This is a genomic window from Pseudomonas sp. LS.1a, assembly GCF_022533585.1.
Taxonomy (GTDB): domain Bacteria; phylum Pseudomonadota; class Gammaproteobacteria; order Pseudomonadales; family Pseudomonadaceae; genus Aquipseudomonas.
In genome coordinates, this window is sequence record NZ_CP092827.1 from 219,420 (window position 1) to 244,882 (window position 25,463).

The window sequence follows — 25,463 nt, forward strand, 5'->3', positions numbered from 1 at the left end:
GACACAAGGCCGCTCCCACAGGACCGTACAGGCCAGCAAGTACTGTGTAAGGCAGTCAGCCGCGGACGATCTGGTTCTTGCCCTGTCGCTTGGCCTGGTACATCGCCGCATCGGCCCGGGCATACAGGGTGTCCAGTGCCACATCCTCGTCAGTCAGGCCGGTCACCCCTTGGCTCACCGTCACTCCGTAAGTCTGCTCCCCATGGCTGAAGCTCAGCCGCTGGATCTGCCGTTGCAAGCGCTCGGCAATCTGTTCCGCCACCTGGGCAGTGCAGCCCGGGAACACCGCCGCGAACTCCTCGCCACCAATGCGCCCGAACAGGTCACCACGCCGTAGCACGGCCTTGCCGCTATCGGCGATTTGCTGCAACACCTGGTCGCCTTCCTGGTGACCGTAGCTGTCGTTGATGCGCTTGAAGTCGTCGATGTCCAGCAGCAGGAAGGCCAGTGGCGTACCGTCTTCGCGGGCGCTGTCGAAGGCTTGCTGGGCGCACTCGAAGAAGTGACGGCGGTTGCTGCTCTGGGTCAGCACGTCGGTGGTGGCCAGGCGCTGCAGTTCGCCTTCGAGCTGCTTCTTCTCGGTGATGTCTTCGGCGATACCGACGATGATCACCCGGTCACCATCGCGTTGCTGGTTGATGTAGCACTTGTCGCTCAGCCAGCGCAGCTGGCCGTCGGCATTGAGGATGCGGTACTCGCGGTCTTCCACCGAACCTTTCAGCAGTACCTGGGCCAGGCTGCGCTCGGCGAACTCCAGGTCGTCGGGGTAAATGCTGTCGCGCCACTCGTTGTAGTCAGCCAGTACCAGGCTGGCCGGGCGACCGAATATGCGCTCGTAGGCGGGGCTGACGTACAGCACCTGGCGGGTTTCCCAGTCGAAGGCCCACAGCACAGCGTTGACGCTGTCGAGCAGGGAGCTGAACAGCTGCTCGCGCTCGCTCAGGCGGGCAACCTCGCCCTGGGCGTGGAGCAGCGCAAGCAAGGTCTGGGCGGCCTCCGGAGGGGGGGTGCCAGGCAGTGTCGTTGGAATGTTCTTGGCCATGTGCACGGAGCAGGTCTCGGCGTGTAAGCGTGCGGCCAGCATCTGGCCCGCCACGCGGGCGATGTGCCGAGTTTGAGTGTAAACGAAGGGGCGAAGTTCCGGGCGGCACGCCCCGCCAAGGGGGCGTGCCGATCAACGGCGGTCAGGCGGCGGTCGGGCGCAGGGAGTAGGTCTTCAGTTGTGCCGCGAAGTCGCGCAGGGCTTGGATGCCGCTGGTTTCGGCCTCGTGTACCCAGTCCTTCATGGCGGCCAGCATGTCGTGGCCGTTGGCGCTGGTGCGCGCCCAGATCTGCTGCAGGGCCAGGCGTTTTTCGTAGATGGTCTTCAGCGCCTGGCTGTGGGCGAGCATCGACTCGATGCGCACATGATGACGGTCTTCCAGCAGGCTGGTCTCGCGTGACAACAGGCGCTTGGCGCGGCGGAAGTGGTGGCGCAGCGAGGCATCGACGCGGGCCAGCTCCTGCTTGACCAGCGGCCCGATCACCAGCTTGCGGTACTGGGCCATGATCTGGAAGCGGTTGTTGAGGATCGCCATGGCAGTGTCCATGTCCAGGCTGGCCTTGCCGGCCACCCGGTGGGCGATGGGGGCCACGCGCTGCACCTTGGCCAGGCGCAGCAGGCAGAACAGGCGGATCCACGCCCAACCCATGTCGAACTCCCAGCGCTTGACCGACAGCTTGGCCGAGTTGGGGTAGGTGTGGTGGTTGTTGTGCAGCTCTTCACCACCGATGACGATGCCCCACGGCACCAGGTTGGTGGCGGCGTCGCGGCACTCGAAGTTGGGGTAGCCGAGGGCGTGGCCCAGGCCGTTGACCACGCCGGCGGCCCAGAACGGAATCCACATCATCTGCACCGCCCAGATAGTGATGCCGATGGTGCCGAACAGCAGCAGGTCGATCACCGCCATCAGTGCGATGCCGCCCAGCTTGTAGCGCGAGTAGAGGTTGCGCTCGATCCAGTCGTCCGGGCAGTTCTTGCCGTAGATGCGCAGGGTTTCGGGGTTGCGTGCCTCTTCCCGGTAAAGCTCGGCGCCTTTGCGCAGCACCGTGCCCAGGCCCTTGTACAGCGGGCTGTGCGGATCATCGGGGGTTTCGCATTTGGCATGGTGCTTGCGGTGCACGGCGGTCCATTCGCGGGTGTTCTGTGCCGTGGTCAGCCACAGCCAGAAACGGAAGAAGTGCTTGAGCGCGCCATTGAGTTCCAGGGCCCGGTGCGCGGAGTAGCGGTGCAGGTAGACCGTGACGCTGACGATGGTCACGTGGGTCATCAACAGGGTGATGCCGACCAGTTGCCAGGCCGACAAGTCGAGCAGGCCGTTGTACCACATAGGTGTAAATACCCTCGGAATGCAGGAGGAGGGGCTGATTATCCCTTGGGCGGGAAATAAATACAGTCACCCGTTCAGATAGGAGGTCACGACATGTTTCAGCCTTTATAATGCCCCATCACTTTCTATGGGCAATTGCACCCGACATGTCTGTTTCCGTTCGCGACGCCTTGCGCATGGCTGCGCTGTATGTGGTGCTCTCGATCCTCTGGCTGACGCTGGCCGAGGTGGTGCTGCGCGGCATGACTGACGACCCTCTGGCTCTGAATGTGGGCCGGCAGATCAACGTGGTGGTCTGGGTGCTGTTCAGTGCCTTGCTGATCTATGTGTCGCGGGTGCGCCTGCTCAATTTCATCGGCCGTGGCGCGCGTTTGCGTTGCGAAGACCGCGAACGGCTGCGTATGGCTGCCGCCGTGTTCGACAGCACCCTCGAGGGCGTGCTGGTGACCGACCGCCAGGGCCTGATCGTGCACGTCAACCGTGCCTTCATGCGTATTACCGGCTATCAGCAGGACGAGGTCATCGGCCAGCGCCCGAGCAAGTTCAAATCGGGCCGCCATGGCCTGGCGTTCTATCAGCAGATCTTCGCCACCCTGGCGGAAAGCGGCGAGTGGAGCGGTGAAATCTGGAACCGGCGCAAGAGCGGCGAAATCTACCCACAGTGGCAGACCATTTGTGCCATTCACGACGACGAAGGTGAGCTCAGCCATTACGTGGCAGTGTTCAGCGACATCAGCGCGATCAAGCATTCGGAACAGGAACTGGCCTACCTGGCCCACCACGACCCGCTGACCGGTCTGCCCAACCGCCTGCTGTTCACGGACCGGGTCGAGCAGGCCCTGGCCGCAGCCCAGGCCAACAAGCGCGGTTGTGCCCTGCTGTTACTGGACCTGGACCACTTTCAGAGTATCAACGACGGCCTTGGCCACACCATCGGCGACCAGTTGCTGAAGCTGGTCGGCGAGCGCCTGGGTGAAGTGCTGGGCAGCGGCGTGACTCTGGCGCGTCTGGGGGGCGACGAATATGGCGTGCTGGCGGAGAACTGCCAGGAGGTCGGCCAGGCGGGCAAGCTGGCGCAGGGCATCATCGAGCGCATGCGCGAGCCATTTCTGTTCGACGGCAACCGCCTGTTCATCAGTGTCAGCGCAGGCATCAGCCTGTTCCCAAGCGATGCCTTGAGTGCCGAGCAGTTGCTGCGCAACGCCGACTCGGCTTTGTACAAGGCCAAGAGCAGCGGGCGAGCCTGCTATGCGTTGTACACCGAAGAGCTGACTGCCCACGCCCAGCACCGGGTCGAAACTGCCGGCGAGCTGCGCCGGGCCCTGGAGCAGGACGAGCTGCGAGTGTTCTACCAGCCGGTGCACGACCTGGCGACCGGCCGCCAGGTCGGCGTCGAGGCCCTGGTGCGTTGGCAGCACCCCCAGCGCGGCCTGGTACCGCCAGGTGAATTCATCCCGATTGCCGAGCGCACCGGGCTGATTGCCGAGATCGACACCTGGGTATTGCGCCAGGCGTGTCGGCAGATGGTGCAATGGCAGGGCGAAGGCCGGCAGCTGGCCTTTGTGGCGGTGAACATTTCCAGCCGCCTGTTTGGCCAGCACGAGTTGTACCAGCAGGTGGCCGAAGCGCTGCACGACACCGGCCTGGCCCCGGCCTTGCTGGAGCTGGAGGTGACAGAGAGCGCGGTGATGGAAGACCCGGACGTGGCGCTGGAGCAGTTGCATCGCCTGCGTGAACTGGGGGTGACCCTGGCCATCGACGACTTCGGCACCGGGTATTCATCGTTGTTGCGCCTAAAGCGCTTGCCGGTGCAGAAGCTGAAGATCGACCAGGGCTTCGTTGCCGGGTTGCCGCTGGATGAGGACGACATCGCGATCGTCCGGGTGATCATCGCCCTGGCCCGCAGCATGGGCATGCAGGTGCATGCCGAGGGCATCGAGCAGGCAGAGCAGGCCAGCTTCCTGCTGCAGGAGCTGTGTCAGCTGGGGCAGGGCTACTGGTTCGGGCGACCGGTGCCTGCCGGGGATCTTCGCTGGGGTTGAAGGCCCCTTCGCGGGCATGCCCGCTCCCACAGGGATATCGTTGTATTCAAACCTTGTGCAGTACCTGTGGGAGCGGGCGTGCCCGCGAAGAATTCAACGCTTGTTCAGGCCTTTCGCCAACCGGTCGCCACCGAGCTGGATCAACGCCACCAGCGCCACCAGCATGGCGATCACGGTCAGCATGATCTGGCTGTCGAAGCGCTGGTAGCCATAGCGGTAGGCGATATCCCCCAGGCCCCCGGCACCGATCGCTCCGGCCATGGCCGAGGAATTGATCAGGGTCACCAGGGTAATGGTGAAGCCCCCCACGATCCCTGGCAGCGCCTCGGGCAGCAGCACATGCCAGACGATGTGCCAGCGCCGGCAGCCCATGGCTTGCGCAGCTTCCACCAGGCCGTGGTCGACTTCACGCAGGCTGACCTCGGCAATCCGCGCGAAGAACGGCGTGGCGGCAATGGTCAGCGGTACCACCGCCGCCCACACGCCGTAGGTGGTGCCCACCACCAGGCGGGTAAAGGGGATCAGCGCGACCATCAGGATCAGGAACGGGATCGAGCGGAACAGGTTGACGAAGGCGCCCAGCACCCGGTTCAGCAGCGGTGCCTCGAAGATCCCACCCTTGTCGCTGGTGACCAGCAGCACCGCCATCGGTACCCCCACCAGCAGGGCGATCAGCGACGACACGCCGACCATCAGCAGGGTATCGAGCAAACCTTCCAGCAGGCGATCAAACCACATGGCCCAGTACCTCCACGTCCTCCGCCCAGCGGCGGGCGCGTTCCAGCAATTGATGGGGGTCGTGCGGCGAGTGCTGCACCGACAGGATCAGCTGCCCGAGGGCATGCTCACCAATGGTTTCCACACCGCCCTGCAGCAGGTGCACGCGGCCACCAAGGTCGTTGAACAGGGCAGACAGTTCGGGCTCGCCGAGCAGGGTCAGCCTCAGCACCACAGCACTGTCGCGGCTCGCCGGGCTGGCCCGCAGGCTGGCTTGCAGCGCGGCTGGCAACCTGGCTTGCAACGGCGCGAGCAAGGTGCGGGTGACCTCGTGGCGTGGTGAGCCAAACACCCGCCAGACCTCGCCCTGCTCGACCACTTCTCCGCGTTCCAGCACCACCACCCGGTGGCAGATATCGCGGATTACCGCCATCTCGTGGGTGATCAGCACAATGGTCAGGCCCAGGCGCTGGTTGATGTCGCGCAGCAGTTCGAGAATGGAAGCGGTGGTTTCCGGGTCCAGCGCCGAGGTGGCCTCGTCGCACAGCAGAATCTCGGGGTCATGCACCAGCGCCCGGGCAATGCCCACGCGCTGCTTCTGCCCGCCGGACAGCTGCGCCGGGTAAACGTGGTGCTTTTCCTGCAGGCCGACCAGTTCCAGCAGTTGGCGTAACTTGCGCTGGCGTTCGGCCTTGGCCACGCCGGCCACCTTCAGGGGCAGCTCGACGTTCTGCCACACGGTCTTGGCCGACATCAGGTTGAAGTGCTGGAAGATCATGCCGATGCGCCGGCGCAGGGCCACCAGGTGGTCCTCGTCGAAGGGTGCGATGTCCACCTGGTCGATCAACACCCGGCCCTGGCTGGGTTGTTCCAGGCGGTTGATGGTGCGCAGCAATGATGACTTGCCGGCGCCGCTGCGGCCGATGATGCCGAAGATCTCGCCACGGCGGATGTTCAGGTCGATGCCTTGCAAGGCCGGTTGCGCCTGGCCCGGGTAGGTCTTGCCCAGGCCGATGAAGCGCACGTGGGCTTCATTGACCTCCGGGCGCAGGGCCTGCTCCCTGGCCGTTGACGGCAGTGGTTGTAAGGTGGGCGCCCGGAGCGCGCTGGCCTGGCTCATGTCAGCCCTCCCAACCGGCCTGGTAAAGCTTGCCGTGGGCTTTGTCCAGGGCTGCGCGCACCGCTGGCGAGTGCTGGTAGATGTCGACGAACCTGGCCAGGCGCGGATCGTCCTTGCTTTGCGGGCGAATGACGAACTGGATCACGTACTCCTTGTTCTCCAGGCCGTCGAACAGCAGGGCCGAGCCTGCGTCGAAGCTGTTGGCCAGGCGGATGTAGGCCGGGTAGCCCTGCACCAGGTCGGCGTCGTCATAGGCACGTACCAGTTGCACGGCCTCCACCTGAAGAATTTTCAGCTTCTTCGGGTTGGCGACGATGTCGTCCTCGGTGGCCTTGTAGCCGACCCCCGGCTTGAGGGTGATCAGCCCGGCCTTGGCCAGCAACTGCAGGCCACGGCCGCTGTTGATCGGGTCGTTGGCGATGGCCACGCTGGCGCCTTCGGGCAGGTCGGCGAAGCTTTTGTACTTTTTCGAGTACAGGCCGACGTTGTTGATGATGCCCGGGGCGTAGGGCACCAGGTTGAAGCCCGCCGCCGCCTTGGCGTTTTCCAGGAACGGGATGTGCTGGAAGTAGTTCACGTCGATGTCGCCGCTGTTGAGGCTGACATTGGGCGCGATCCAGTCGCTGAACTCGACCAGCTTCACTTCCAGGCCTTGCTTGTGCGCTTCTTCCACTGCGGCTTCCAGCGGGATGGCAAATGCGGCGGTGGTGCCGATCTTCAGCGGTTCGGCAGCCAGGGCGCTGGCGGACAGGCCGAGGGTGAGGGCAATGGCCGCGACGGGCCGGAACAGTTTATCAAGCATGGTGCAGGGCTCCAGTCGGGGTAGAGGTATAGCGGTAAGCCGAGCCAGGGTGGTCGGCAGGCAGGTGCGGGTGGTCGGCCTGGAACAGTTTTTCGCGCAGGGTGCCTTCGGCGTAGGCGGTCTTGTAGCGGCCACGCTGTTGCAACTGCGGGATGACCAGGTCGATGAAGTCCTCGAAGCTTTCCGGGGTAACGGTGCGGGTCAGGTTGAAACCGTCCAGGCCGGTTTCATCGATCCAGGCGATCAGCTGCTCGGCCACCTGTTCGGGCGCGCCGACCAGGGTCACGTAGCGGCCACCCAGGGCGTGCTGCTGCAGCAGGCGCCGGCGGGTCCAGGCGTTGTCCTGCAACTGGCGCGTGGCGGACTGGATGGCGTTGCCCTGGCTGAAGGCAATCGGCTCGTCCAGCGCGTAGGCGGCGAAGTCGATGCCGGTGGACGCGGCGAAGTGCGCGACCCCGGCCTCGGCGCTGGCGTGGCGCAGGTACTCGGCGTGCCTGGCCTGGGCCTGCTGCTCGGTGGCGGCGACGATCACCGTGATGCCCATGAACACCTTGACCGCCTGCGGGTCACGGCCAGCGGCCTGGGCGGCGGCGCGCACCTTGTCGACCTGGGCACGGGTGGCGGCCTTGTCCTGGCCACTGATGAACACGCATTCGGCATGGTTGCCGGCGAAGGCCAGACCACGCTGCGAGCTGCCGGCCTGGAACAGTACCGGGGTACGCTGCGGCGAGGGTTCGCACAGATGGTAGCCGTCGACCTTGTAGAACTCGCCCTGATGGTGGATCTTGCGCACCTTGTCGGGCCTGGCATAGACGCGCTGCTGGCGGTCGGCGACCACGGCATCGTCGGCCCAGCTGCCTTCCAGCAGCTTGTACAGCACCTGCAGGTACTCGTCGGCCTGGTCGTAGCGGCGGTCATGCTCCGGTTGCTGCGCCAGGCCCATGGCCCGGGCGGCGCTGTCGAGGTAGCCGGTGACGATGTTCCAGCCCACCCGGCCATTGCTCAGGTGGTCCAGGGTGGAAAGGCGCCGGGCGAACAGGTACGGCGCCTCGTAGGTGAGGTTGGCGGTGAGACCGAAACCCAGGTGGCGGGTGACGGCGGCCATGGCCGAGACCAGCAGCAGCGGGTCGTTGACCGGCAGCTGGATCGACTCCTTGAGGGTGACGTCCAGCGACTGGCCGTAGATGTCGTAGGTGCCGACGATGTCGGCGATGAACAGCCCGTCGAACAGGCCGCGCTCCAGCAGGCGCGCCAGGCTGGTCCAGTAGTCCAGGGTCTTGTACTGGGTCGAGGTGTCCCGTGGGTGGGTCCACAGGCCGTGGTTGATGTGCCCGACGCAGTTCATGTTGAAGGCATTGAGCAGGATCTGCCTGGCCATCAGATAGTCCCCCGGCGTGGTGGGTTGGCATCGTTGAGGTAGTAGTTGCCGATGGCGTGGTACTTCCAGCGCACCGGGTCGTGCAGGGTGTGCACGCGGGCGTTGCGCCAGTGGCGGTCGAGGTTGTGTTCGGCCAGGGTGGCCTGGCTACCGCCCAGTTCGAACAGGGTGGTGCCGGCTGCGAGGGAAATTTCGGTGCTGATGGCGCGGGCCTCGGCCACCGCGATGGATGCGGCTGCCACGTTGTCGGCAGTGCTGTCGTCGCGGGCACGGTCCAGGTATTCACCGGCACGCTCCAGCAAGGCTTCGGCGGCATGCAGGCGGATCGCCAGGTGGCCGAAACTCTTCAACGTCAGCGGGTCATCGCTGGCTTTGTCCAGGCCGGAGTCGACCCAGGGGCGGCTGCGGGTGCGCACGAAGTGCAGGGCATCATCAAAGGCGGCGCGGGCGATGCCGGTGTCGATGGCAGCATGAAGGATCTGCGCCAGCGGGCCGACCGGGGTGGGGCGTTCGAAGGCGCTCTGGAAGGGCACCACGTCGGCGGCGCTGACGTATACGTTGTCGAACACCACCGAGCCGCTGCCGGTGGTGCGCTGGCCGAAGCCGCTCCAGTCGTCGATCACCTGCAGGCCCTTGCTGTCGGCCGGGACGAAGGCCAGGTGCTGTACGCCATGCTCATCGACCACCGATGTGGGAATGCGCTGGGCGTAGATGGCGCCGGTGGCGTAGAACTTGCGGCCATTGATGCGAAAGCCATCGCCGTCGCGGGTCAGGCGGGTGGTGCGCTCGTTGGCGGTCTTGGTGCCCAGTTCGGCCAGGGCGTTGCCGAAGCGCTTGCCCGCCAGTACTTCGGCGTACAGGCGCTGTTGCTGTTCGGGCGTGCCGTTTACCCGGAGTACTTCCAGGGCGTAGAAATGGTTTTGCGGGATCTGGCCGAGGGAGCCGTCGGCCTGGGCGATGCGGGCGATGACCTTGGCCAGGGTGACGTTGGACACGCCGGCGCCACCGAAGGCCTTGGGCACGCTGATGGCCCACAGGCCGGAGCGGGTGAACAGCTCGAGCTCGGTGTGTGGCAGGCGGCGTTCGCGGTCGCGCAGGGCGCTGTCGCGGCGCAGTTGTTGGGCGACTTCTTCGGCAACGTTCAGGGCTTGGGTGTCGTCGGTAATGATGCTTGTAGTCATGGTGTTCTCCGGGGGCCGCTGCGCGGCCCTTCGCGGGCTCGCCCGCTCCCACAGGTAAAGTGATGCCTGTTCTGGCGGTGGTTATCCTGTGGGAGCGGGCGAGCCCGCGAAGGGCTGCGCAGCAGCCCCAAAGGCAGCAAGTCAGATCCAGGAATGCCGCGCTGGCAAGGTGCCGTTAAGGTGGTAAGCGCCGACCGCGTGGTACTTCCAGCGCACCGGGTCATGCAGGGTGTGCACCCGGGCATTGCGCCAGTGGCGGTCGAGGTTGAACTCGGCGAGGGTGGCGCGGCTGCCGGCCAGCTCGAACAGCTTCTCGCTGGCCTGCAGGGCAATCTCGGTAGTCAGCACCTTGGCCTCGGCCACCGCGATCGAGGCTCGCGCCGCGCTTGCTGCATCGATCGGCGCGGCATTGACCTCGTCGAGGACCCGCGCGGCCTTGCGCAGCAGCGCTTCGGCGGCGTGCAGCTCGAGCTTCAGGCGGCCAATGTCGGCGATTACATAGGGGTCGTCGCTGGCGCGGTCGACCTTGGCCTCGATCCATGGCCGGGCCTTTTCGCGCACGAAACTGATGGCATCTTCGATCGCCGCTTCGGCAATGCCGGCATCGATCGCCGCCTGGATCAGCTGCGAGGCCGCGCCCTGGATGTTGGGAGTGTCGCGCTGGCGCCAGTTGTCGATCACCAGGTCGGCATCCACCGGTACCTGGTCGAGCAGTACGGTGCCGCTGGCAGTGGTGCGCTGGCCGAACCCCGACCAGTCATCGACGATGCGCAGCCCCGGGCTGCCCCGGCGTACGAACGCCAGGCGCTGGCGGCCTTCGTCGTCCAGTGCCTTGACCGCCACCCAGTGGGCGAACAGGGCACCGGTGGAATAGAACTTCTCACCGCTGATGCGATAGCTGTCACCGACGCGGGTGATCCTGGCCTTGAGAGTCAGGGTGTCCTTGGTGCCGCGCTCGGGGCCGGCATTGCCGATGCGCCAGCCGTCGAGCACGCTGCGGAAGATTACCGCCTGCTGTGCCTCGGTGGCGGTCAGGCGCAGCAGTTGCAGCATGCCGAACTGGTTCTGCGGGATTTGCCCCAGGGCCGGGTCGGCGGCGCTGATCAGGCGGAACACTTCGGCCACGGTCTCGAACGACACATCGGGGCCACCGTGGGCCTTCGGTACGCTGATGCTGCCCAGGCCGCTGCGGGTGAACAGTTCGATTTCGGCCCATGGCAGCTTGCGTTGCTGGTCGCGGCGGGCTGCCTGCTCGCGGGCGACCTCAGCCAGTTCGCGGGCCGCTTGCAGGGCTTCGGCGTCGTTGCGCAGTACCTTGGCCGGCAGCAGCAGGGGCGAGCTGTCGAGATCGCTGTGGAACTGGGTATTGGCTTGGCTGGACATCAGTACCGCTCCTTGGCTGCACTCAATGCCCTGGCGTTACGCACTGGGGTGATTGTGATCCTGACCATTCCTGACCTCACAAAAAAGTAATGCCGCTACAGCTGATCGCGGCAGATGTGTGCTGGTCCGGTGGTCCGGTATATATACCCTAATGCTTTATAAAAAGTTTATGAACTAACTCTTTGGAATATGTATAGAAGGAGGTATTTGCTCTGGATGTGCCGGCCTCTTCGCGGGCACGCCCGCTCCCACAGGTACAGCACAGGTTTTGAAATCGGTGCAATACCTGTGGGAGCGGGCGTGCCCGCGAAGAGGCCGGTACAGGTTTACTCGGAGGCAGCAGTCCCCAGGAACTTGCGCAGGAACTGCCGGGTACGCTCTTCCTTTGGCGCTGCAAACAGCGCCTTGGCCTCGCCCTGTTCCACGATCACGCCCTTGTCGAAGAAGATCACCCGGTTCGCCACATCCCGGGCAAAGCTCATCTCGTGGGTGACGATGATCATGGTGCGCTTCTCCTCGGCCAGGCCGCGGATGGTCGCCAGCACTTCACCCACCAGTTCGGGGTCCAGCGCCGAGGTCGGCTCGTCGAACAGGATCACCTCCGGCTCCATGGCCAGGGCGCGGGCGATAGCCACCCGTTGCTGCTGGCCACCGGACAGGCGCCGCGGGTAGGCGTCTTCCTTGCCTGCCAGGCCGACCTTGGCCAGCAGGCGCCGGCCCAGTTCGATGGCCTGCTCGCGGGGCGTCTTCTTGACGATCACTGGCCCCTCGATCACGTTTTCCAGAGCGGTGCGGTGAGGGAACAGGTTGAAGTTCTGAAACACGAACCCGGCCTGTTGGCGCAAACGGCGGATCGCACTTTGCTGGCCACCCAGCGGGCGGTTGGCGTCGATGCTGATGTCGCCAATCTGGATCTGCCCGGCATCGGGTGTTTCCAGCAGGTTGAGGCAACGCAGGAAGGTAGTCTTGCCCGAGCCACTGGGGCCGATAATGGCCACCACTTCGCCGGGCTGCACGGTCAGGTCGATACCGTCGAGCACGGTCTGGCCCTTGAACCGCTTGGTCAGGCCTTTGACTTCAATCATGCTCAATGCTCCTGGTCATGCTGGTTGACGCGCGCTTCCATGCGGTTCTGGAAGTGCGCGAGGATGCTGCACAGCACCCAGTAGATGACCGCCACCGCCACGTACATGGTGAACACTTCGAAGGTGCGCGCGGTAATCAGCTGGGCCTGGCGGAACAGCTCGGGCACCTGGATGGTCGCCGCCAGGGCGGTGTCCTTGACCAGCGAGATGAAGCTGTTGCCCAACGGCGGCAGGGCGGTGCGCAAGGCCTGGGGCAGGATCGCCCGGCGCATGGCCTGGACGCGGGTCATGCCGATACTGGCGGCGGCTTCCCACTGGCCACGGTCGATCGAGGAAATCGCCGCGCGCAGGATCTCGCAGATATAGGCGGCCATGTTCAGCGACAGGCCGATCAGCGAGGCCGGGATCGGGTCGAGCTCGATACCGATCTGCGGCATGCCGAAGTAGATGACGAACAGCTGCACCAGCAGCGGCGTGCCGCGGAAGAACGACACGTAGACCCGCGCCAGCCAGTTCAGCGGCAGAATCTTCGACAAACGCATCAGCGCCAGGGCAAAGCCCAGCAGCAGGCCGAAGAACATGCCGCCAACACTGAGCAGCACTGTATAACCCGCGCCCTTCAGCAGGAAGGGCGTGGAGTCGACAACGAGTTGCAGGCTTTCAGCGATCATTTGGTGACATCGGCACCGAAGTATTTCTCGGACAGCTTGGCCAGCGTGCCGTCAGCCTTGAGCTTGTCCAGCGCCTTGTTGATCGCTGCCAGCAGTTCCGGCTCGCCCTTGCGCAGGGCTACGCCGCTTTCCAGGCGCGAGAAGGCATCGCCGGCCAGTTCGGTGTCCTTGGCTTTCTGTGCGTATTCCAGCGCAGCAAGGCGGTCGATCAGGATGGCGTCGATGCGGCCGTTGCGCAGGTCGGCGAACTTGCTCGGGTCGTCTTCATAGGTGCGCACATCGGCTTGCGGCACGTCCTGCTTGACCCATTGCTCGTAGTTGGTGCCCAGGCCTACGCCGACCTTTTTGCCGGCCAGGTCGGCGGCCTTGTGGATGTTCAGCTGCTCGGCCTTCTTCTTCAGGATCAGCGCCTGGATGCCGGAGATGGTGTAAGGCTCGGAGAAGTCGTACTTCTTCTTGCGCTCTTCGGAAATGGTCACCTGGTTGATCACCACGTCCAGGCGCTTGGATTCCAGTGCGGCGAGGATGCCGTCCCACTTGGTCGGCTGTACCTTGGCCTTTACCCCCAGCTCTTTGGCCAGCAGTTCGGAAAGCTCCACTTCGAAGCCGGTCAGCTTGCCGTTTTCGTCCTGGAAGCTGAACGGTGGGTAGGTGCCTTCGAGGCCGACGTTGATCACGCCTTTTTCCTGGATGGTCTTCAATTGCTCGCCGGCGAAGGCCTGGCTGAGCAGGCCGGCACCCAGCAGGAGTGCCAGGCTGGCGTTGAGTAGCGGTTTGGCGAATTTCGACATGACAGAGCCCCGCGCTTGTTGTGGAAGTAGTGGGTGGCGAATATAGAGTTGGCTGCTTAGGCCAGGAAATACTAAAAAATTATTTTGTTATTTCCTTTTTGGTTTTTGCCAGTTGCTGGCTGCTTTGAGGGTAGGCGAGGTTGCCTGCTCCGTCATCGCGGCTTATGCCTGACTTAGCGCAGGATGGAATAAAGCGTTGTTTTTTCCAAGAGACGGATTTGCCGTAGAGTGGATTACATGTAAGCAGGTCCGGCCCTTACGCGGGTGAACCCGCCCCCACAGGGACTACACAGATCTTGAGCCTTGTGGTGTACCTGTGGGAGCGGGTTTACCCGCGAAGAGGCCTGACCTGCCGATAAAAACAGTTGGCCTCTTCAGGCAGGAGAAAACCGTGAGCGAACAACCTTCATCCGGGCACTGGCAGTTGCAGAGCATCGTCACCGGCCTGCGCGGTGCCCGTGAACAATGGCGTACCCGCAATGGCCGCAGCATTGGCGAGCAGGGCGGGCGTGAGCTGCCTTCGCGCGAGGCGATGCGGCAGATTCTGGAACAACTGTGCGGCGCGCTGTTTCCCATGCGCCTTGGCCCGGTCGACCTGCGCGAAGAAAGCGAAGACTTCTACGTTGGCCATACCTTGGATGCCGCGCTGACTGCCTTGCTGGCCCAGGCCCGCCTGGAGCTGCGCTACGCCGCGCGGCAAAGCAAGGGCGACCTGGCCGGCGTCGATGCCCATGCGCTGAGCCTGGTGCAGGGCTTCGCCGCCGCCCTGCCGGGCCTGCGCGTGCTGCTCGACACCGACGTGCTGGCCGCCTACCACGGCGACCCGGCGGCGCGCAGCGTCGATGAAGTGCTGCTGTGCTACCCGGGCATACTGGCGATCATCCACCACCGCCTGGCGCACCACCTGTACCAGGCCGGCCTGCCGTTGCTGGCGCGGATCAGCTCGGAGCTCGCGCATTCGGCCACGGGGATCGACATTCACCCCGGAGCGCAGATCGGCCCGAGCTTCTTCATCGACCACGGCACCGGCGTGGTGATCGGCGAAACCGCGATCATCGGCGAACGTGTGCGCATCTACCAGGCGGTGACCCTGGGCGCCAAGCGCTTCCCCAGCGATGAGTCGGGCACGCTGCACAAGGGCCTGCCACGCCACCCGATCGTCGAGGACGATGTGGTGATCTATGCCGGGGCCACGGTGCTGGGGCGGATTACCATCGGCAAAGGCTCGACCATTGGCGGCAATGTGTGGCTGACCCGCAGTGTGCCGGCCGAGAGCAACATTACCCAGGCCAACCTGCAGCTGGATTGCCAGGACAAGAACTGATCTAGCATCTCTTTAGCCTGTACTGGCCTCTTCGCGGGCTTGCCCGCTCCCACAGGAACCCCACAGATTTTGAATCTTGTGCAGTATCTGTGGGAGCGGGTTTACCCGCGAAAGGGCCAGAACAGGAGGGCACCAATCAGCGCCCCAATTCGCATTGAAATCCGATCCATGTTTAACTTGAACGCTTGTTCAATGAAAAACGCTGGTCCGCTGCCGGTGTTCAACAGGAGGATTCCTTTGCTGAACCCGTTCATTCCGAACCTTACGTCATTCGACGAGGTGCACCCCCAATGAGTGCATCGACCTCTTCACTTGCCAACGGCAAGATCCGCATGAACCCCCCGGTGTTCTATTTCGCGGCAAGTTTCATCCTCATCTTCGGCCTGGTGGTCATTTCCTATCCGCAAGCAGCAGGCGACTGGTTGCTGGCGGCGCAGAACTGGGCGGCCAACACGGTCGGCTGGTACTACATGCTGGCGATGACGCTGTACCTGGTCTTCGTGGTGGTCACCGCCTTGTCCGGCTACGGCAAGATCAAGCTCGGTGCCGACCACGACGAGCCCGAGTTCAGCTACCTGTCGTGGGCCGGCATGCTGTTCGCCGCCGGCATCAGCATCACCTTGTTCTTCTTCTGCGTTTCCGAACCCTTGACCCACATGCTGCAGCCGCCCCAGGGCGAAGCGGGCACGGCCGAGGCCGGGCGCCAGGCGATGCAGATCCTGTTCCTGCACTGGGGCCTGCATGGCTGGGGCGTGTTCGCCTTCGTCGGCATGGCGCTGGCCTACTTCGCCTACCGGCACAACCTGCCGCTGGCCTTGCGTTCAGCGTTGTACCCGCTGATCGGCAAGCGCATCAACGGGCCGATCGGTTATGCAGTGGACGGTTTCGGCATCATCGCCACGGTGTTCGGCCTGGGTGCCGACATGGGCTTTGGCGTGCTGCACCTGAACGCCGGCCTCGACTACCTGTTCGGCATCGACCACAGCCAGTGGGTGCAGGTACTGCTCATCACCCTGATGATGGGCGCGGCGGTGGCCGTGGCCGTCGCCGGGGTGGAGAAGGGCGTGCGGGTGATGAGCGACATCAACCTGTTCCTGGCCTGCGCGCTGTTGCTGTTCGTGTTGTTCGCCGGGCCTACCCAGCACCTGTTCAACACGCTGATCCAGAACCTCGGCGACTACCTGGGGGCCTTGCCGCGCAAGAGCTTCGACGTCTATGCCTACGGCGAGAACCGCGACTGGCTGGGCGGCTGGACGGTGTTCTACTGGGCCTGGTGGATTGCCTGGGCGCCGTTCGTGGGCCTGTTCATCGCCCGCATTTCCCGTGGCCGCACCATCCGCGAGTTCGTCTTTGGCGTGCTGTTGATTCCGCTGGGCTTCACCTTGGCGTGGATGTCGATCTTCGGCAACAGCGCCCTGGACCAGGTCATCAACCACGGCATGACCGCGCTGGGCCAGTCGGCGCTGGATAACCCGTCGATGAGCCTGTACCTGCTGCTGGAGACCTACCCCTGGAGCAAGACGGTGATCGCCGTGACGGTGTTCATCAGTTTCGTGTTCTTCGTCACCTCGGCCGACTCGGGCACCGTGGTGCTGTCGACCTTGTCGGCCAAGGGTGGTGACACCGACGAGGACGGGCCGAACTGGCTGCGCATCTTCTGGGGCGCGATGACGGCGTTGATCACCAGTGCGTTGTTGTTCGCCGGCAGCATCGATTCGCTGAAGTCGGCGGTGGTGCTGACCTCGTTGCCATTCTCGCTGATCTTGCTGTGCATGATGTGGGGGCTGCACAAGGCGTTCTACCTGGAGTCGCAACGGCAGATCGCGCAGATGCATTCGCTGGCCCCGTTCGCCCAGTCACGCCGCGGCCGTGGTGGCTGGCGCCAGCGCCTGAGCCAGGCGGTGCACTTCCCGTCGCGTGATGAGGTGTACCGCTTCATGGACGACGTGGTACGCCCGGCGATTGCCGATGTGCGTGAGGTGTTCGAGCAGAAGGGGTTGGTGCTGATTACCCAGGACGACCCGAGCCATGACAACGTCAGCCTGAAGATTGGCCATGGCGAGGAACAGCCGTTCATTTACCAGGTACAGATGCGTGGTTACTTCACACCATCGTTCGCCCTGGGTGGGCTGGGTACGCAGGAGTTGAAGAACCGCCGTTACTACCGGGCGGAGGTGCACCTGAGCGAAGGCAGCCAGAACTATGACCTGGTGGGCTACAGCAAGGAGCAGATCATCAACGACATCCTCGACCAGTACGAAAGGCACATGCAGTTCCTGCATCTGGTCAGATAGTAACCTGTACCGGCCTCTTCGCGGGTAAACCCGCTCCCACAGGTATAACACTGGCTTCAATACCGGTGCGGTACCTGTGGGAGCGGGTTTACCCGCGAAGAGGCCGGCACTGCTGATGCATCTCTATCAGAAGGGCGCATCCCCGAGGATGGTCGCCCGATGCATCACCCGCCGGTTCGGCCGGTAGTCATCCACGGCAAAATGCTGGGTCACGCGGTTGTCCCAGAAGGCCACGTCATTCTCCTGCCACCGCCAGCGAATACTGAATTCCGGCCGCGTCGCATGGGCGAACAGCAGTTTCAGCAGCGCCTCGCTTTCCAGCTCGCTCAGCTCATTGATGCGCGAGGTAAACCCCTCATTGACGAACAACGCCTTGCGCCCGCTCACCGGATGCGTACGCACCACCGGGTGCGACAGTGGCGGGTTGTTGCGCCGGGTGGCTTCCCAGCGCGCCAGGTCTTCCGGCGTGGTGCCAAAGCGCTCCAGCGGGAACGACTTGGTGAAGTCATGGGTGGCGGTCAGCCCGTCGAGCATCTCGCGCAGCGGCGCCGACAAGGCTTCGAAGGCAGCGATGCCGCTGGCCCACAGGGTGTCGCCACCATAGGCCGGCAACTGCTTGGCGCTGAGCACCGCGCCCAGGGCCGGGGTCGGCAGGAAGGTCACGTCGGTGTGCCACACGGCGTTGTCGCGCACATCGGTCACCGCCGTGTCGAGGATCAGCACCTGCGGGGTTTCCGGCACGTTGGGGTAGATCGGGTGGATGTGCAGGTCGCCGAAGCGTGCGGCAAAACGCGCCTGCTGCTGCGGGTTGATCGGCTGGTCGCGGAAGAACAGCACCTGGTGCTGCAGCAGCGCCTGCTCGATGGCGTCACGTTCTTCGGCGGTGATATCGCGGCTGATGTCCACGCCGCTGATCTGGGCGCCGAGCGCCGGGCTGAGGGGGGTGATGGTCAGGCTCATGTCGGTCTCTTCAATCAGGCGCCAGGCTGCTGGCGTGGTCAACAGGATTCAGTGGCTCTGCCCGTGCCAAGGCACCAGTTTGCGTTGCAGGGCACGCAGGCTCATTTCCAGGGCGAAGGCGATCAGGGCGATCAGCAGAATGCCCAGCACCACCACATCGGTAACCAGGAACTGCGCCGCCGACTGCACCATGAAGCCCAGGCCGCTGGTGGCGGCGATCAGCTCGGCGGCCACCAGGGTCGACCAGCCGACCCCCAGGCCAATGCGGATGCCGGTGAGGATGTCGGGCAGGGCGCTGGGCAGGATCACGTGGCGGATCAGCTGGGCCTTGGTCGCGCCCAGCGACTGCGCGGCACGCAGCTTGGCCGGGTCGACCGTGCGCACGCCGGTGGCAGTGGCAATGGCGATGGGGGCGAAGATCGCCAGGTAGATCAGCAGCACCTTCGACAACTCGCCGATGCCGCACCAGATGACGATCAGCGGCAAGTAGGCCAGCGGTGGGATCGGCCGGTAAAACTCGATCAGCGGGTCGAGAATGCCGCGGGCCACGCGGTTGTAGCCGATGGCGATGCCCACCGGGATGGCGGTGAGGGTGGCGGCCAGCAGGGCCACGCCGATGCGTCCCAGGCTGGCACCCAGGTGCTGCCACAGGCTGGCATCCATGTAGCCCTGGGTCAGCAGGGTCCCGGCCTTGCTCAGGATATCGGCGGGCGAGGGCAGGAACAGTGGCTCGATCCAGCCGGCCGCGGTCACCAGCCACCAGGCCAACAGCAGGCTGGCCAGGGTCAGGGTGCTGATCCAGCGAGTGGGCAGGGGGCGGCGCAGCTTGGCGGCTGGCCGGTGTTGGGTGTTGCGTTTGCCGGTGACCGGCAGGTCCAGGCTGCTCATGCGCGCTCCTGCAGGCTTTGACGTTGAGAGAACACCCGCGCCAGTACATGCTCGCGGGTTTCGATGAAGGCGGGGTCGGATTTGATCGCCCGCGCCGATTCACCGGCTGCATAGCGTTGGCCGAAGTCCAGTTGCAGGCGCTCCACCACGCGCCCCGGGTTGGGCGCCAGCAGCACCAGCTCGCTGGCGAGGAACACGGCTTCTTCGATGTCGTGGGTAATCAGGAACACCGGCTTGGCGGTGCGCTGCCACACCTGCAGCAACAACTCCTGCATCTGCTCGCGGGTGAAGGCATCGAGTGCGCCAAACGGCTCGTCCATCAGCAGCACCCGTGGGTCGGCTGCCAGCGCCCGGGCCAGGCCCACACGCTGTTTCTGGCCACCGGACAATTGCCATATACGCCGCTCGCCAAACCCGTCGAGGTCGACCAGGGCCAGCATTTCGCGGGCCTTGGTTTCACGCTCGGCGCGTGGCACACCGGCCAGTTCCAGGCCAAAGGCGACGTTGCCCAGCACGTTCTGCCAAGGCAGCAGCGCATCGTCCTGAAATACCACGCCGCGCTCGGCGCCGGGGCCCTGCACGGGTACGCCGTCCAAAGTGATGCGCCCGCCGCTGGGGGCGACGAAGCCAGCGATCAGGTTGAGCAGCGAGGTCTTGCCGCTGCCGGAAGGCCCCAGGGCCACCAGCAGTTGGCGCGGCCCCAGGCTCAGGTTGATGTCGGCCAGTACCGGGGTTTCGGCACCGGGGTACTGTGCGCTGATGCGCTCCAGTTCGAGCAAGGCCATGGCAGGCTCCGGTCGGTTTCTACAGGCTTAGTTGGGGAGGTACTGGGCGCTGACGTACGGCGAGTAGTCCGGCAGCACCGCGTCGACCTTGCCTTGCTGCTTGAGGAAGGTGGCCGTGTCGGTCAGCGCCTGGGTGGTCGGTGCGCCCAGTGCGTTGGCCTGGTCGGCGGCCAGCGGGTAGACGTTGCCCTGCAGCAGCACCGGGATGTCGGCAGGCTTGGCGCCCGACAGTTTGGCCAGCTTGCTCACGTTGTCGGGGTTGGCCAGCCAGGCTTGCGGGTTCTTGCGGTAGTCGGCGTAGGCATCGAGGGTGACCTTGGCAAAGGCCTTGACCACGTCGGGGTGCTTGGCGGCGAAGTCCTTGCGCACGATCCAGGCGTCGAAGGTCGGTGCGCCTTTCTTGGCCAGCTCGCCGGAGGTGATCAGCACCTTGCCGTTTTCCTTGGCCACGCCCAGGGCCGGGTCCCAGACATAGGTGGCGTCGATGTCGCCGCGCTTCCAGGCGGCAATGATCGCCGGCGGCGCCAGGTTGAGGATCTGCACCTTGGCCGGGTCGATGTTCCAGCTTTTCAGCGCGGCCAGCAGGCTGTAGTGGCCGGTGGAGACGAACGGCACGGCGACTTTCTTGCCGACCAGGTCTTGCGGCGTCTTGATGCTGTCGCGGGCAACCAGGGCTTCACCGGCGCCAATCTGCGTGGCGATCAGGAAGGTCTCGACTGGCAGCTTGCGGGTGGCGGCGGCGGCCAGCGGGCTGGAGCCCAGGTAGCCGATCTGCACATCGCCGCTGGCTACGGCAGTGATCACGTCGGCGCCGTTGTCGAATTTGCGCCAGTCGATGCTGGCCTTGCTGGCTTTTTCGTAGTCGCCATCGACCTGCGCCACCTTGGCCGGGTCGACAGTGGTCTGGTAAGCCACGGTCAGGTCGGCAGCCTGGGCCAACCAGCTGGCGCTGGCGAGGGTCAGGGCGGCGAACAGGCGCAGCGGAGCGTGCGGGATCATGGTGAACCTCTCGTCAGGCAATCGATGTGATGGATGGCGAGAAGGCTAAATGATCTAAGAAAAGTAAAATAAATAACTTTTTTGCATTAGCTTAGGAGCCAATTGCTTTAACGGTGCCGCCTTTATGCGATACCTGTGGGAGCTGGCATGCCCGCTCCCACATCGACCGCACAAAGGTTGCAACGTAGGTGATCTTGCGCAATGGCGAAATCACAGACGGCTGCTAGGCTTTTTCGTCCCTATAGAACGATACGGAATTAGGTTATGAGCAAACGTTTGCAAATAACCAATGGTTATTAGAGGCGAGCTGCTGCTAACGAATGGCAGTAACAGTTCCTAACATATTCCGTAAAAATCTTACCAATTCATAAAACGGTCATTTTGGATTTATAGGATTGTCATTATCCTGTAGCGCAGGTGGCGTCTTAGACCAAAGTCGCGAAACGTTTAGAAACGATTGACTTAACGGTCACGCTTTGGGACTAAATCGCCAATCCACGGTGAGCGGGGCAGCAGATCCCACCGCCAGAGATACACAAGAATTAGAACGTAGAGGAGCAAAATATGTACAAGTCCAGCCTGGCCCTGGCCGTGGCACTGGGGGTTCTCGCCCAACAAGCAGGCGCTGCCGGTTTCGTTGAAGACAGCAAACTGTCGCTCAGCTCGCGCACCATGTACTTCAACAACGACAACCGTGAAGACCACGCAAAACCTGGCGCAGAACGTCCAGATCAGCGTGAATCCGGCCAGGGCTTCAAGCTCGACTACCTCTCCGGCTTCACTGAAGGTACCGTTGGCTTTGGTGTTGATGCCCAAGCGCTGTGGGGTATTCACCTGGATGGTGGCGAGGGTTACCACAAGGGTGGTTTCTTCCCGGATGACGGCAAAGGCTCCGCAGCCCAGTGGGCTCGTTTCGGTGCCAACGCCAAGGCTCGCTTCTCGAAGACCGAAGCGCACTTCGGTAGCGCGCTCGCGCCGAACCTGCCGATCCTGGTCTCCAACGATGGTCGTCTGCTGCCGCAGACCTTCGAGGGTGGCACCATCACCTCGAAGGAAATCGACAACCTGACCATCAATGCCGGTCAGCTGACCCACGCCATGGGCCGTGCCTCGAGCAACCGTACCGGCCTGTCCGTAGCGGGCGCTACCGCTGAAAGCAACAAGTTCCGCTACGGCGGCCTGGACTACAAGCTCACTCCAGACCTGACCCTGCAGTACTACTACTCGAACCTGGAAGACTTCTACAAGCAGCACTTCCTGGGTGCTACCCACGTCTTCAAGATTGCTGACGACCAGTCGTTCAAGACCGACCTGCGCTACTTCGATAGCAGCAGCGACGGCAAAAACGGCAACGACAGCACCTACAACTTCAACAACAACGGTGGCTACGCCAAGAACACCGGCGAAATCGACAACAAAACCTGGTCCGCCATGTTCACCTATACCCTGGGTGGCCACGCGCTGATGCTCGGTCACCAGCAGGTTGGCGACGACGGTGGCTTCGTATGGCTGAACCAGGGCAGCCTGGTCAACGACAGCGGTACTTCGGAAGGTGCTGGTGGTTCCAGCTTCTACCTGTTCACCGACAGCATGATCAACCAGTTCGCCCGTGCTGGCGAGAACACCACCTTCGGTCAGTACTCCTACGACTTCGCGGCTCTGGGCGTTCCAGGCCTGAAGGCATCGCTGGCCTACCTGCGTGGTGACGATATCCGCAACAAGTCGGGCAACGGCACCTACAACGAGTGGGAACGTGACGCACGCGTCGACTACACCATTCAGCAAGGCACCTTCAAAGGCTTGGGCTTCAGCCTGCGTCAAGGCGTCTACCGTGGTAGCGGCGAGAGCAGCTCTGACCAGGATCAGGCACGCTTCATCGTGAACTACACTTACGCCTTCATGTAAGTTCCAGCGTTACCAAAAGAGCCTCGCCTAGTGCGAGGCTTTTTTGTACCTGCGATTTAGTATGACCAATGGTTATAAATAAATCAGTATTTATTCTTTTTATTTTTAATCGAATGCAGGCACATTGAACCCACACGGTACAGAACCCAGCACAGGAGCCGCAGCCCATGAGCCTTAAACTCGGCGATATCGCCCCCGATTTCGAACAGGATTCCAGCGAAGGCAAAATCCGCTTCCACGAGTGGCTGGGCAACAGCTGGGGGGTGTTGTTCTCCCATCCGGCCGACTTCACCCCGGTGTGCACCACCGAGCTGGGGCTGACCGCCAAGCTCAAGGACGATTTCGCCAAACGCGGGGTCAAGGCCATTGCCCTGTCGGTGGACCCGGTCGATTCGCACCACCGCTGGATCGATGACATCAACGAAACCCAGAACACCGTGGTCAACTTCCCGATCATTGCCGACGCCGACCGCAAGGTGTCCGACCTGTACGACCTGATCCACCCGAACGCCAGCGACACCCTGACCGTGCGCTCGCTGTTTGTCATCGACCCGAACAAGAAGGTGCGCCTGACCATCACCTACCCGGCCAGTACCGGGCGCAACTTCAACGAAATCCTGCGGGTGATCGACTCGCTGCAGTTGACCGACAACCACAAGGTCGCCACGCCAGGTAACTGGCAGGACGGTGACGACGTGGTGATCGTGCCCTCGCTGAAGGACGAGGAAGAGATCAGGCAGCGCTTCCCCAAAGGTTACCGGGCGGTCAAACCCTATCTGCGGCTGACCCCGCAGCCTAATCGTTAAAGGATTCCTCGTTGCATTGCTCTTAGCCAAGCAGGGATATTCGGGCCGTTTCGACGGCCCTTTTTTATGCCTGCTGAAACCCCGCATGGCCCTCTTCGCGGGTAAACCCGCTCCCACAGCGATAGCGCAAGTCTCAGGCCTTGTGCGGTCCCTGTGGGAGCGGGTTCACCCGCGAAAGGGCCGGCATGGGGAATTGATTAAAATGGAATAAACAAATGAAAAAATATGATTTCTAGATATATGTGGCGGCTGTTAATGTCACCTCCAACAAAACACAAGGAAGCGCTGCAATGCTGGTCGTCTCAATCGGTGGTAGCCCCAGTACCCGTTCACGCTCCGGCGTGCTGCTGGAGCGTTCGCGCCAGTGGCTGCAGGACCGTGGCGTCGAGGTGGTGACGTTCCAGGTACGTGACTTTCCCGCCGAAGACCTGCTGCATGCCCGTTTCGACAGCCCGCAGGTGCAGCACTTCCAGCAGCTGGTGGCCCAGGCCGATGGCCTTATCGTCGCCACGCCGGTGTACAAGGCCTCGTTCGCCGGGGCCCTGAAAACCTTGCTCGACCTGCTGCCCGAACGCGCCCTGGCACACAAGATCGTGTTGCCGATCGCCACCGGCGGCAGCATCGCCCACATGCTGGCGGTGGATTACGCACTGAAGCCCGTGCTGTCGGCACTCAAGGCGCAGGAGACCCTGCAAGGGATCTTCGCCGACGACAGCCAGGTCGCCTACGCAGAAGGCACCAGGCCCGCGCAGCTGGTAGCAGCGCTGGAAGAACGCCTGCACGACGCGCTGGAAACCTTCCACGTTGCCCTGGCCCGCCGGCCGCGCCCCGTGGCCCCCGGCGTATTGAACGAACGTCTGATCAGCGCTCGCTGGAGCATCTGACCGGCTCAACCCGCTTCACCACCTTACTCGCCCGACAACGAGGCAAGCAGGTGCAACCCGAACCTACTCGCACAGGAGAGCGCCATGCGCACAGTCTTCTTGCGTCGCGGTCTGGTCGCCCTGTTTGCGGCGGCTGTGTCCTTCGGCGCCATCACCCAAGCCCAGGCCGAGAGCCTGCGTATCGGTTACCAGAAATACGGCACCCTGGTGCTGCTCAAGGCCAAAGGCACGCTGGAAAAGCGCCTGGCCGAGCAGGGCGTGCAGGTGCAATGGACCGAGTTCCCCGGCGGCCCGCAACTGCTTGAAGGGCTGAACGTCGGCTCCATCGATTTTGGTGTCACTGGCGAAACCCCACCGGTGTTCGCCCAGGCCGCCGGTGCCGACCTGCTGTACGTCGCGTACGAACCGCCAGCGCCGCACAGCGAGGCGATCCTGGTGCCGAAGGGCTCGCCGATCCAGTCGGTCAAAGACCTCAAGGGCAAGAAAGTCGCCCTCAACAAAGGCTCCAACGTTCACTACCTGCTGGTTCGCGCCCTGGAAGACGCAGGCCTGAAATACAGCGACATCCAGCCGGTGTACCTGCCCCCGGCCGATGCCCGCGCGGCCTTCGAGCGTGGCAGCGTGGATGCCTGGGTGATCTGGGACCCGTACCAGGCTGCCGCCGAGAAACAGCTGCAGGCTCATACCCTGCGCGACGGCAAGGGCCTGGTCGACAACCATCAGTTCTACCTGGCCACCCGCAACTACGCGACCCAGCACCCGGCGGTGATCAACACCCTGATCGAAGAAGTGCGCGCCGTGGGTGAATGGTCCCGGGCCAACCCGCAGGAAGTAACCGACCAGGTCGCGCCGCTGCTCGGCCTGCCCACCGACATCACCCTGACCTCGGTCAAGCGCCAGGGCTACGGTGCCGCGCCGCTCACCGCCGACGTGGTGGCCGCGCAGCAGAAGATTGCCGACACGTTCCAGGCGCTGAAGCTGATTCCCAAGCCGCTGAGCATCAAGGACGTGATCTGGACACCCCCGGCCAAGGTCGCCAGTGCGCCTTGATTGATTTGCCTACGCCGGGGCGCCGCCCT

General features: G+C 63.6%; 22 protein-coding genes. 7 read left to right on the forward strand and 15 right to left on the reverse strand.

What is annotated here, in order from left to right; translation table 11 throughout:
• Nucleotides 1–55 precede the first annotated feature (55 nt).
• On the reverse strand, nucleotides 56–1,084 hold the full coding sequence (locus tag MKK04_RS00925; RefSeq protein WP_241106158.1) for a GGDEF domain-containing protein: 1,029 nt from the start codon (nucleotides 1,082–1,084) through the stop codon (nucleotides 56–58).
• Nucleotides 1,085–1,184: 100 nt separating this feature from the next.
• On the reverse strand, nucleotides 1,185–2,369 hold the full coding sequence (gene desA / locus MKK04_RS00930) for a delta-9 fatty acid desaturase DesA (RefSeq protein ID WP_241106159.1): 1,185 nt from the start codon (nucleotides 2,367–2,369) through the stop codon (nucleotides 1,185–1,187).
• A gap of 146 nt (nucleotides 2,370–2,515) precedes the next feature.
• Between desA and dibA the strand changes: the two genes are divergently transcribed.
• Nucleotides 2,516–4,411 carry a phosphodiesterase DibA gene (gene dibA / locus MKK04_RS00935; RefSeq protein WP_233688053.1) on the forward strand — a complete coding sequence of 632 codons (1,896 nt, stop codon included), beginning with the start codon at nucleotides 2,516–2,518 and terminating at the stop codon, nucleotides 4,409–4,411.
• A gap of 93 nt (nucleotides 4,412–4,504) precedes the next feature.
• Here dibA and MKK04_RS00940 read toward each other — a convergent pair whose 3' ends face one another.
• The 9 genes from MKK04_RS00940 to tcyJ all read right to left on the reverse strand — a co-directional run bounded on the left by MKK04_RS00940 (nucleotide 4,505) and on the right by tcyJ (nucleotide 13,539).
• Nucleotides 4,505–5,149 (reverse strand): methionine ABC transporter permease, encoded by a 645-nt coding sequence (locus tag MKK04_RS00940; protein WP_008096606.1) that lies wholly within the window; start codon nucleotides 5,147–5,149, stop codon nucleotides 4,505–4,507.
• Complete coding sequence (locus MKK04_RS00945; RefSeq protein WP_241106160.1) at nucleotides 5,139–6,248, reverse strand: methionine ABC transporter ATP-binding protein; 1,110 nt, start codon at nucleotides 6,246–6,248, stop codon at nucleotides 5,139–5,141. The genes MKK04_RS00940 and MKK04_RS00945 overlap by 11 nt, the downstream gene beginning before the upstream one ends.
• A 1-nt stretch (nucleotide 6,249) precedes the next feature.
• The gene (locus MKK04_RS00950; RefSeq protein ID WP_063914440.1) at nucleotides 6,250–7,050 is read right to left on the reverse strand and encodes a MetQ/NlpA family ABC transporter substrate-binding protein; all 801 of its coding nucleotides are present in this window, start codon (nucleotides 7,048–7,050) and stop codon (nucleotides 6,250–6,252) included.
• Nucleotides 7,043–8,428, reverse strand: a complete 1,386-nt coding sequence (locus MKK04_RS00955; protein ID WP_207833102.1) for an LLM class flavin-dependent oxidoreductase — start codon at nucleotides 8,426–8,428, stop codon at nucleotides 7,043–7,045. The genes MKK04_RS00950 and MKK04_RS00955 overlap by 8 nt, the downstream gene beginning before the upstream one ends.
• Complete coding sequence (locus MKK04_RS00960) at nucleotides 8,428–9,609, reverse strand: SfnB family sulfur acquisition oxidoreductase (protein WP_207833104.1); 1,182 nt, start codon at nucleotides 9,607–9,609, stop codon at nucleotides 8,428–8,430. Before MKK04_RS00960 ends, MKK04_RS00955 begins: the two co-directional genes overlap by 1 nt.
• Nucleotides 9,610–9,750: 141 nt before the next feature.
• Nucleotides 9,751–10,992, reverse strand: a complete 1,242-nt coding sequence (locus MKK04_RS00965; protein WP_207833106.1) for an SfnB family sulfur acquisition oxidoreductase — start codon at nucleotides 10,990–10,992, stop codon at nucleotides 9,751–9,753.
• Between the two features lie 326 nt (nucleotides 10,993–11,318).
• Entirely contained in the window at nucleotides 11,319–12,077 is a 759-nt protein-coding gene (gene tcyN, locus MKK04_RS00970) for an L-cystine ABC transporter ATP-binding protein TcyN (protein ID WP_063914444.1), read from the reverse strand.
• 2 nt (nucleotides 12,078–12,079) lie between these two features.
• Nucleotides 12,080–12,748, reverse strand: a complete 669-nt coding sequence (tcyL, locus tag MKK04_RS00975) for a cystine ABC transporter permease (RefSeq protein ID WP_063914445.1) — start codon at nucleotides 12,746–12,748, stop codon at nucleotides 12,080–12,082.
• Nucleotides 12,745–13,539 carry a cystine ABC transporter substrate-binding protein gene (gene tcyJ, locus MKK04_RS00980; protein WP_063914446.1) on the reverse strand — a complete coding sequence of 265 codons (795 nt, stop codon included), beginning with the start codon at nucleotides 13,537–13,539 and terminating at the stop codon, nucleotides 12,745–12,747. The genes tcyL and tcyJ overlap by 4 nt, the downstream gene beginning before the upstream one ends.
• A gap of 391 nt (nucleotides 13,540–13,930) precedes the next feature.
• On the opposite strand from tcyJ, the gene epsC reads away from it, so the two are divergent.
• Complete coding sequence (gene epsC, locus MKK04_RS00985) at nucleotides 13,931–14,863, forward strand: serine O-acetyltransferase EpsC (RefSeq protein ID WP_207833108.1); 933 nt, start codon at nucleotides 13,931–13,933, stop codon at nucleotides 14,861–14,863.
• Between the two features lie 332 nt (nucleotides 14,864–15,195).
• Entirely contained in the window at nucleotides 15,196–17,157 is a 1,962-nt protein-coding gene (gene betT, locus MKK04_RS00990) for a choline transporter BetT (protein ID WP_207833172.1), read from the forward strand.
• 126 nt (nucleotides 17,158–17,283) lie between these two features.
• Here betT and tauD read toward each other — a convergent pair whose 3' ends face one another.
• From tauD to tauA, 4 genes are read right to left on the reverse strand one after another with little or no spacing between them, the layout of a single operon-like run.
• The gene (gene tauD / locus MKK04_RS00995; RefSeq protein ID WP_241106161.1) at nucleotides 17,284–18,117 is read right to left on the reverse strand and encodes a taurine dioxygenase; all 834 of its coding nucleotides are present in this window, start codon (nucleotides 18,115–18,117) and stop codon (nucleotides 17,284–17,286) included.
• Nucleotides 18,118–18,165: 48 nt separating this feature from the next.
• A complete protein-coding gene (gene tauC, locus MKK04_RS01000) occupies nucleotides 18,166–19,005 on the reverse strand; it encodes a taurine ABC transporter permease TauC (protein WP_233694742.1) in 840 nt (279 codons plus the stop codon).
• On the reverse strand, nucleotides 19,002–19,790 hold the full coding sequence (gene tauB, locus MKK04_RS01005) for a taurine ABC transporter ATP-binding subunit (protein WP_207833116.1): 789 nt from the start codon (nucleotides 19,788–19,790) through the stop codon (nucleotides 19,002–19,004). The genes tauC and tauB overlap by 4 nt, the downstream gene beginning before the upstream one ends.
• A 27-nt stretch (nucleotides 19,791–19,817) precedes the next feature.
• A complete protein-coding gene (gene tauA / locus MKK04_RS01010) occupies nucleotides 19,818–20,789 on the reverse strand; it encodes a taurine ABC transporter substrate-binding protein (RefSeq protein WP_063914450.1) in 972 nt (323 codons plus the stop codon).
• A 564-nt stretch (nucleotides 20,790–21,353) separates the two neighbouring features.
• Here tauA and MKK04_RS01015 point away from each other — a divergent pair.
• The 4 genes from MKK04_RS01015 to MKK04_RS01030 all read left to right on the forward strand — a co-directional run bounded on the left by MKK04_RS01015 (nucleotide 21,354) and on the right by MKK04_RS01030 (nucleotide 25,434).
• Nucleotides 21,354–22,694: an OprD family porin gene (locus MKK04_RS01015; RefSeq protein ID WP_063914451.1), complete on the forward strand. Its 1,341-nt coding sequence runs from the start codon at nucleotides 21,354–21,356 to the stop codon at nucleotides 22,692–22,694.
• 167 nt (nucleotides 22,695–22,861) lie between these two features.
• Nucleotides 22,862–23,500: a peroxiredoxin gene (locus MKK04_RS01020; RefSeq protein WP_015268594.1), complete on the forward strand. Its 639-nt coding sequence runs from the start codon at nucleotides 22,862–22,864 to the stop codon at nucleotides 23,498–23,500.
• A 290-nt stretch (nucleotides 23,501–23,790) separates the two neighbouring features.
• A complete protein-coding gene (ssuE, locus tag MKK04_RS01025) occupies nucleotides 23,791–24,384 on the forward strand; it encodes an NADPH-dependent FMN reductase (RefSeq protein ID WP_207833118.1) in 594 nt (197 codons plus the stop codon).
• Between the two features lie 84 nt (nucleotides 24,385–24,468).
• The gene (locus MKK04_RS01030; RefSeq protein WP_087501910.1) at nucleotides 24,469–25,434 is read left to right on the forward strand and encodes a sulfonate ABC transporter substrate-binding protein; all 966 of its coding nucleotides are present in this window, start codon (nucleotides 24,469–24,471) and stop codon (nucleotides 25,432–25,434) included.
• The last annotated feature ends 29 nt before the right edge of the window (nucleotides 25,435–25,463 follow it).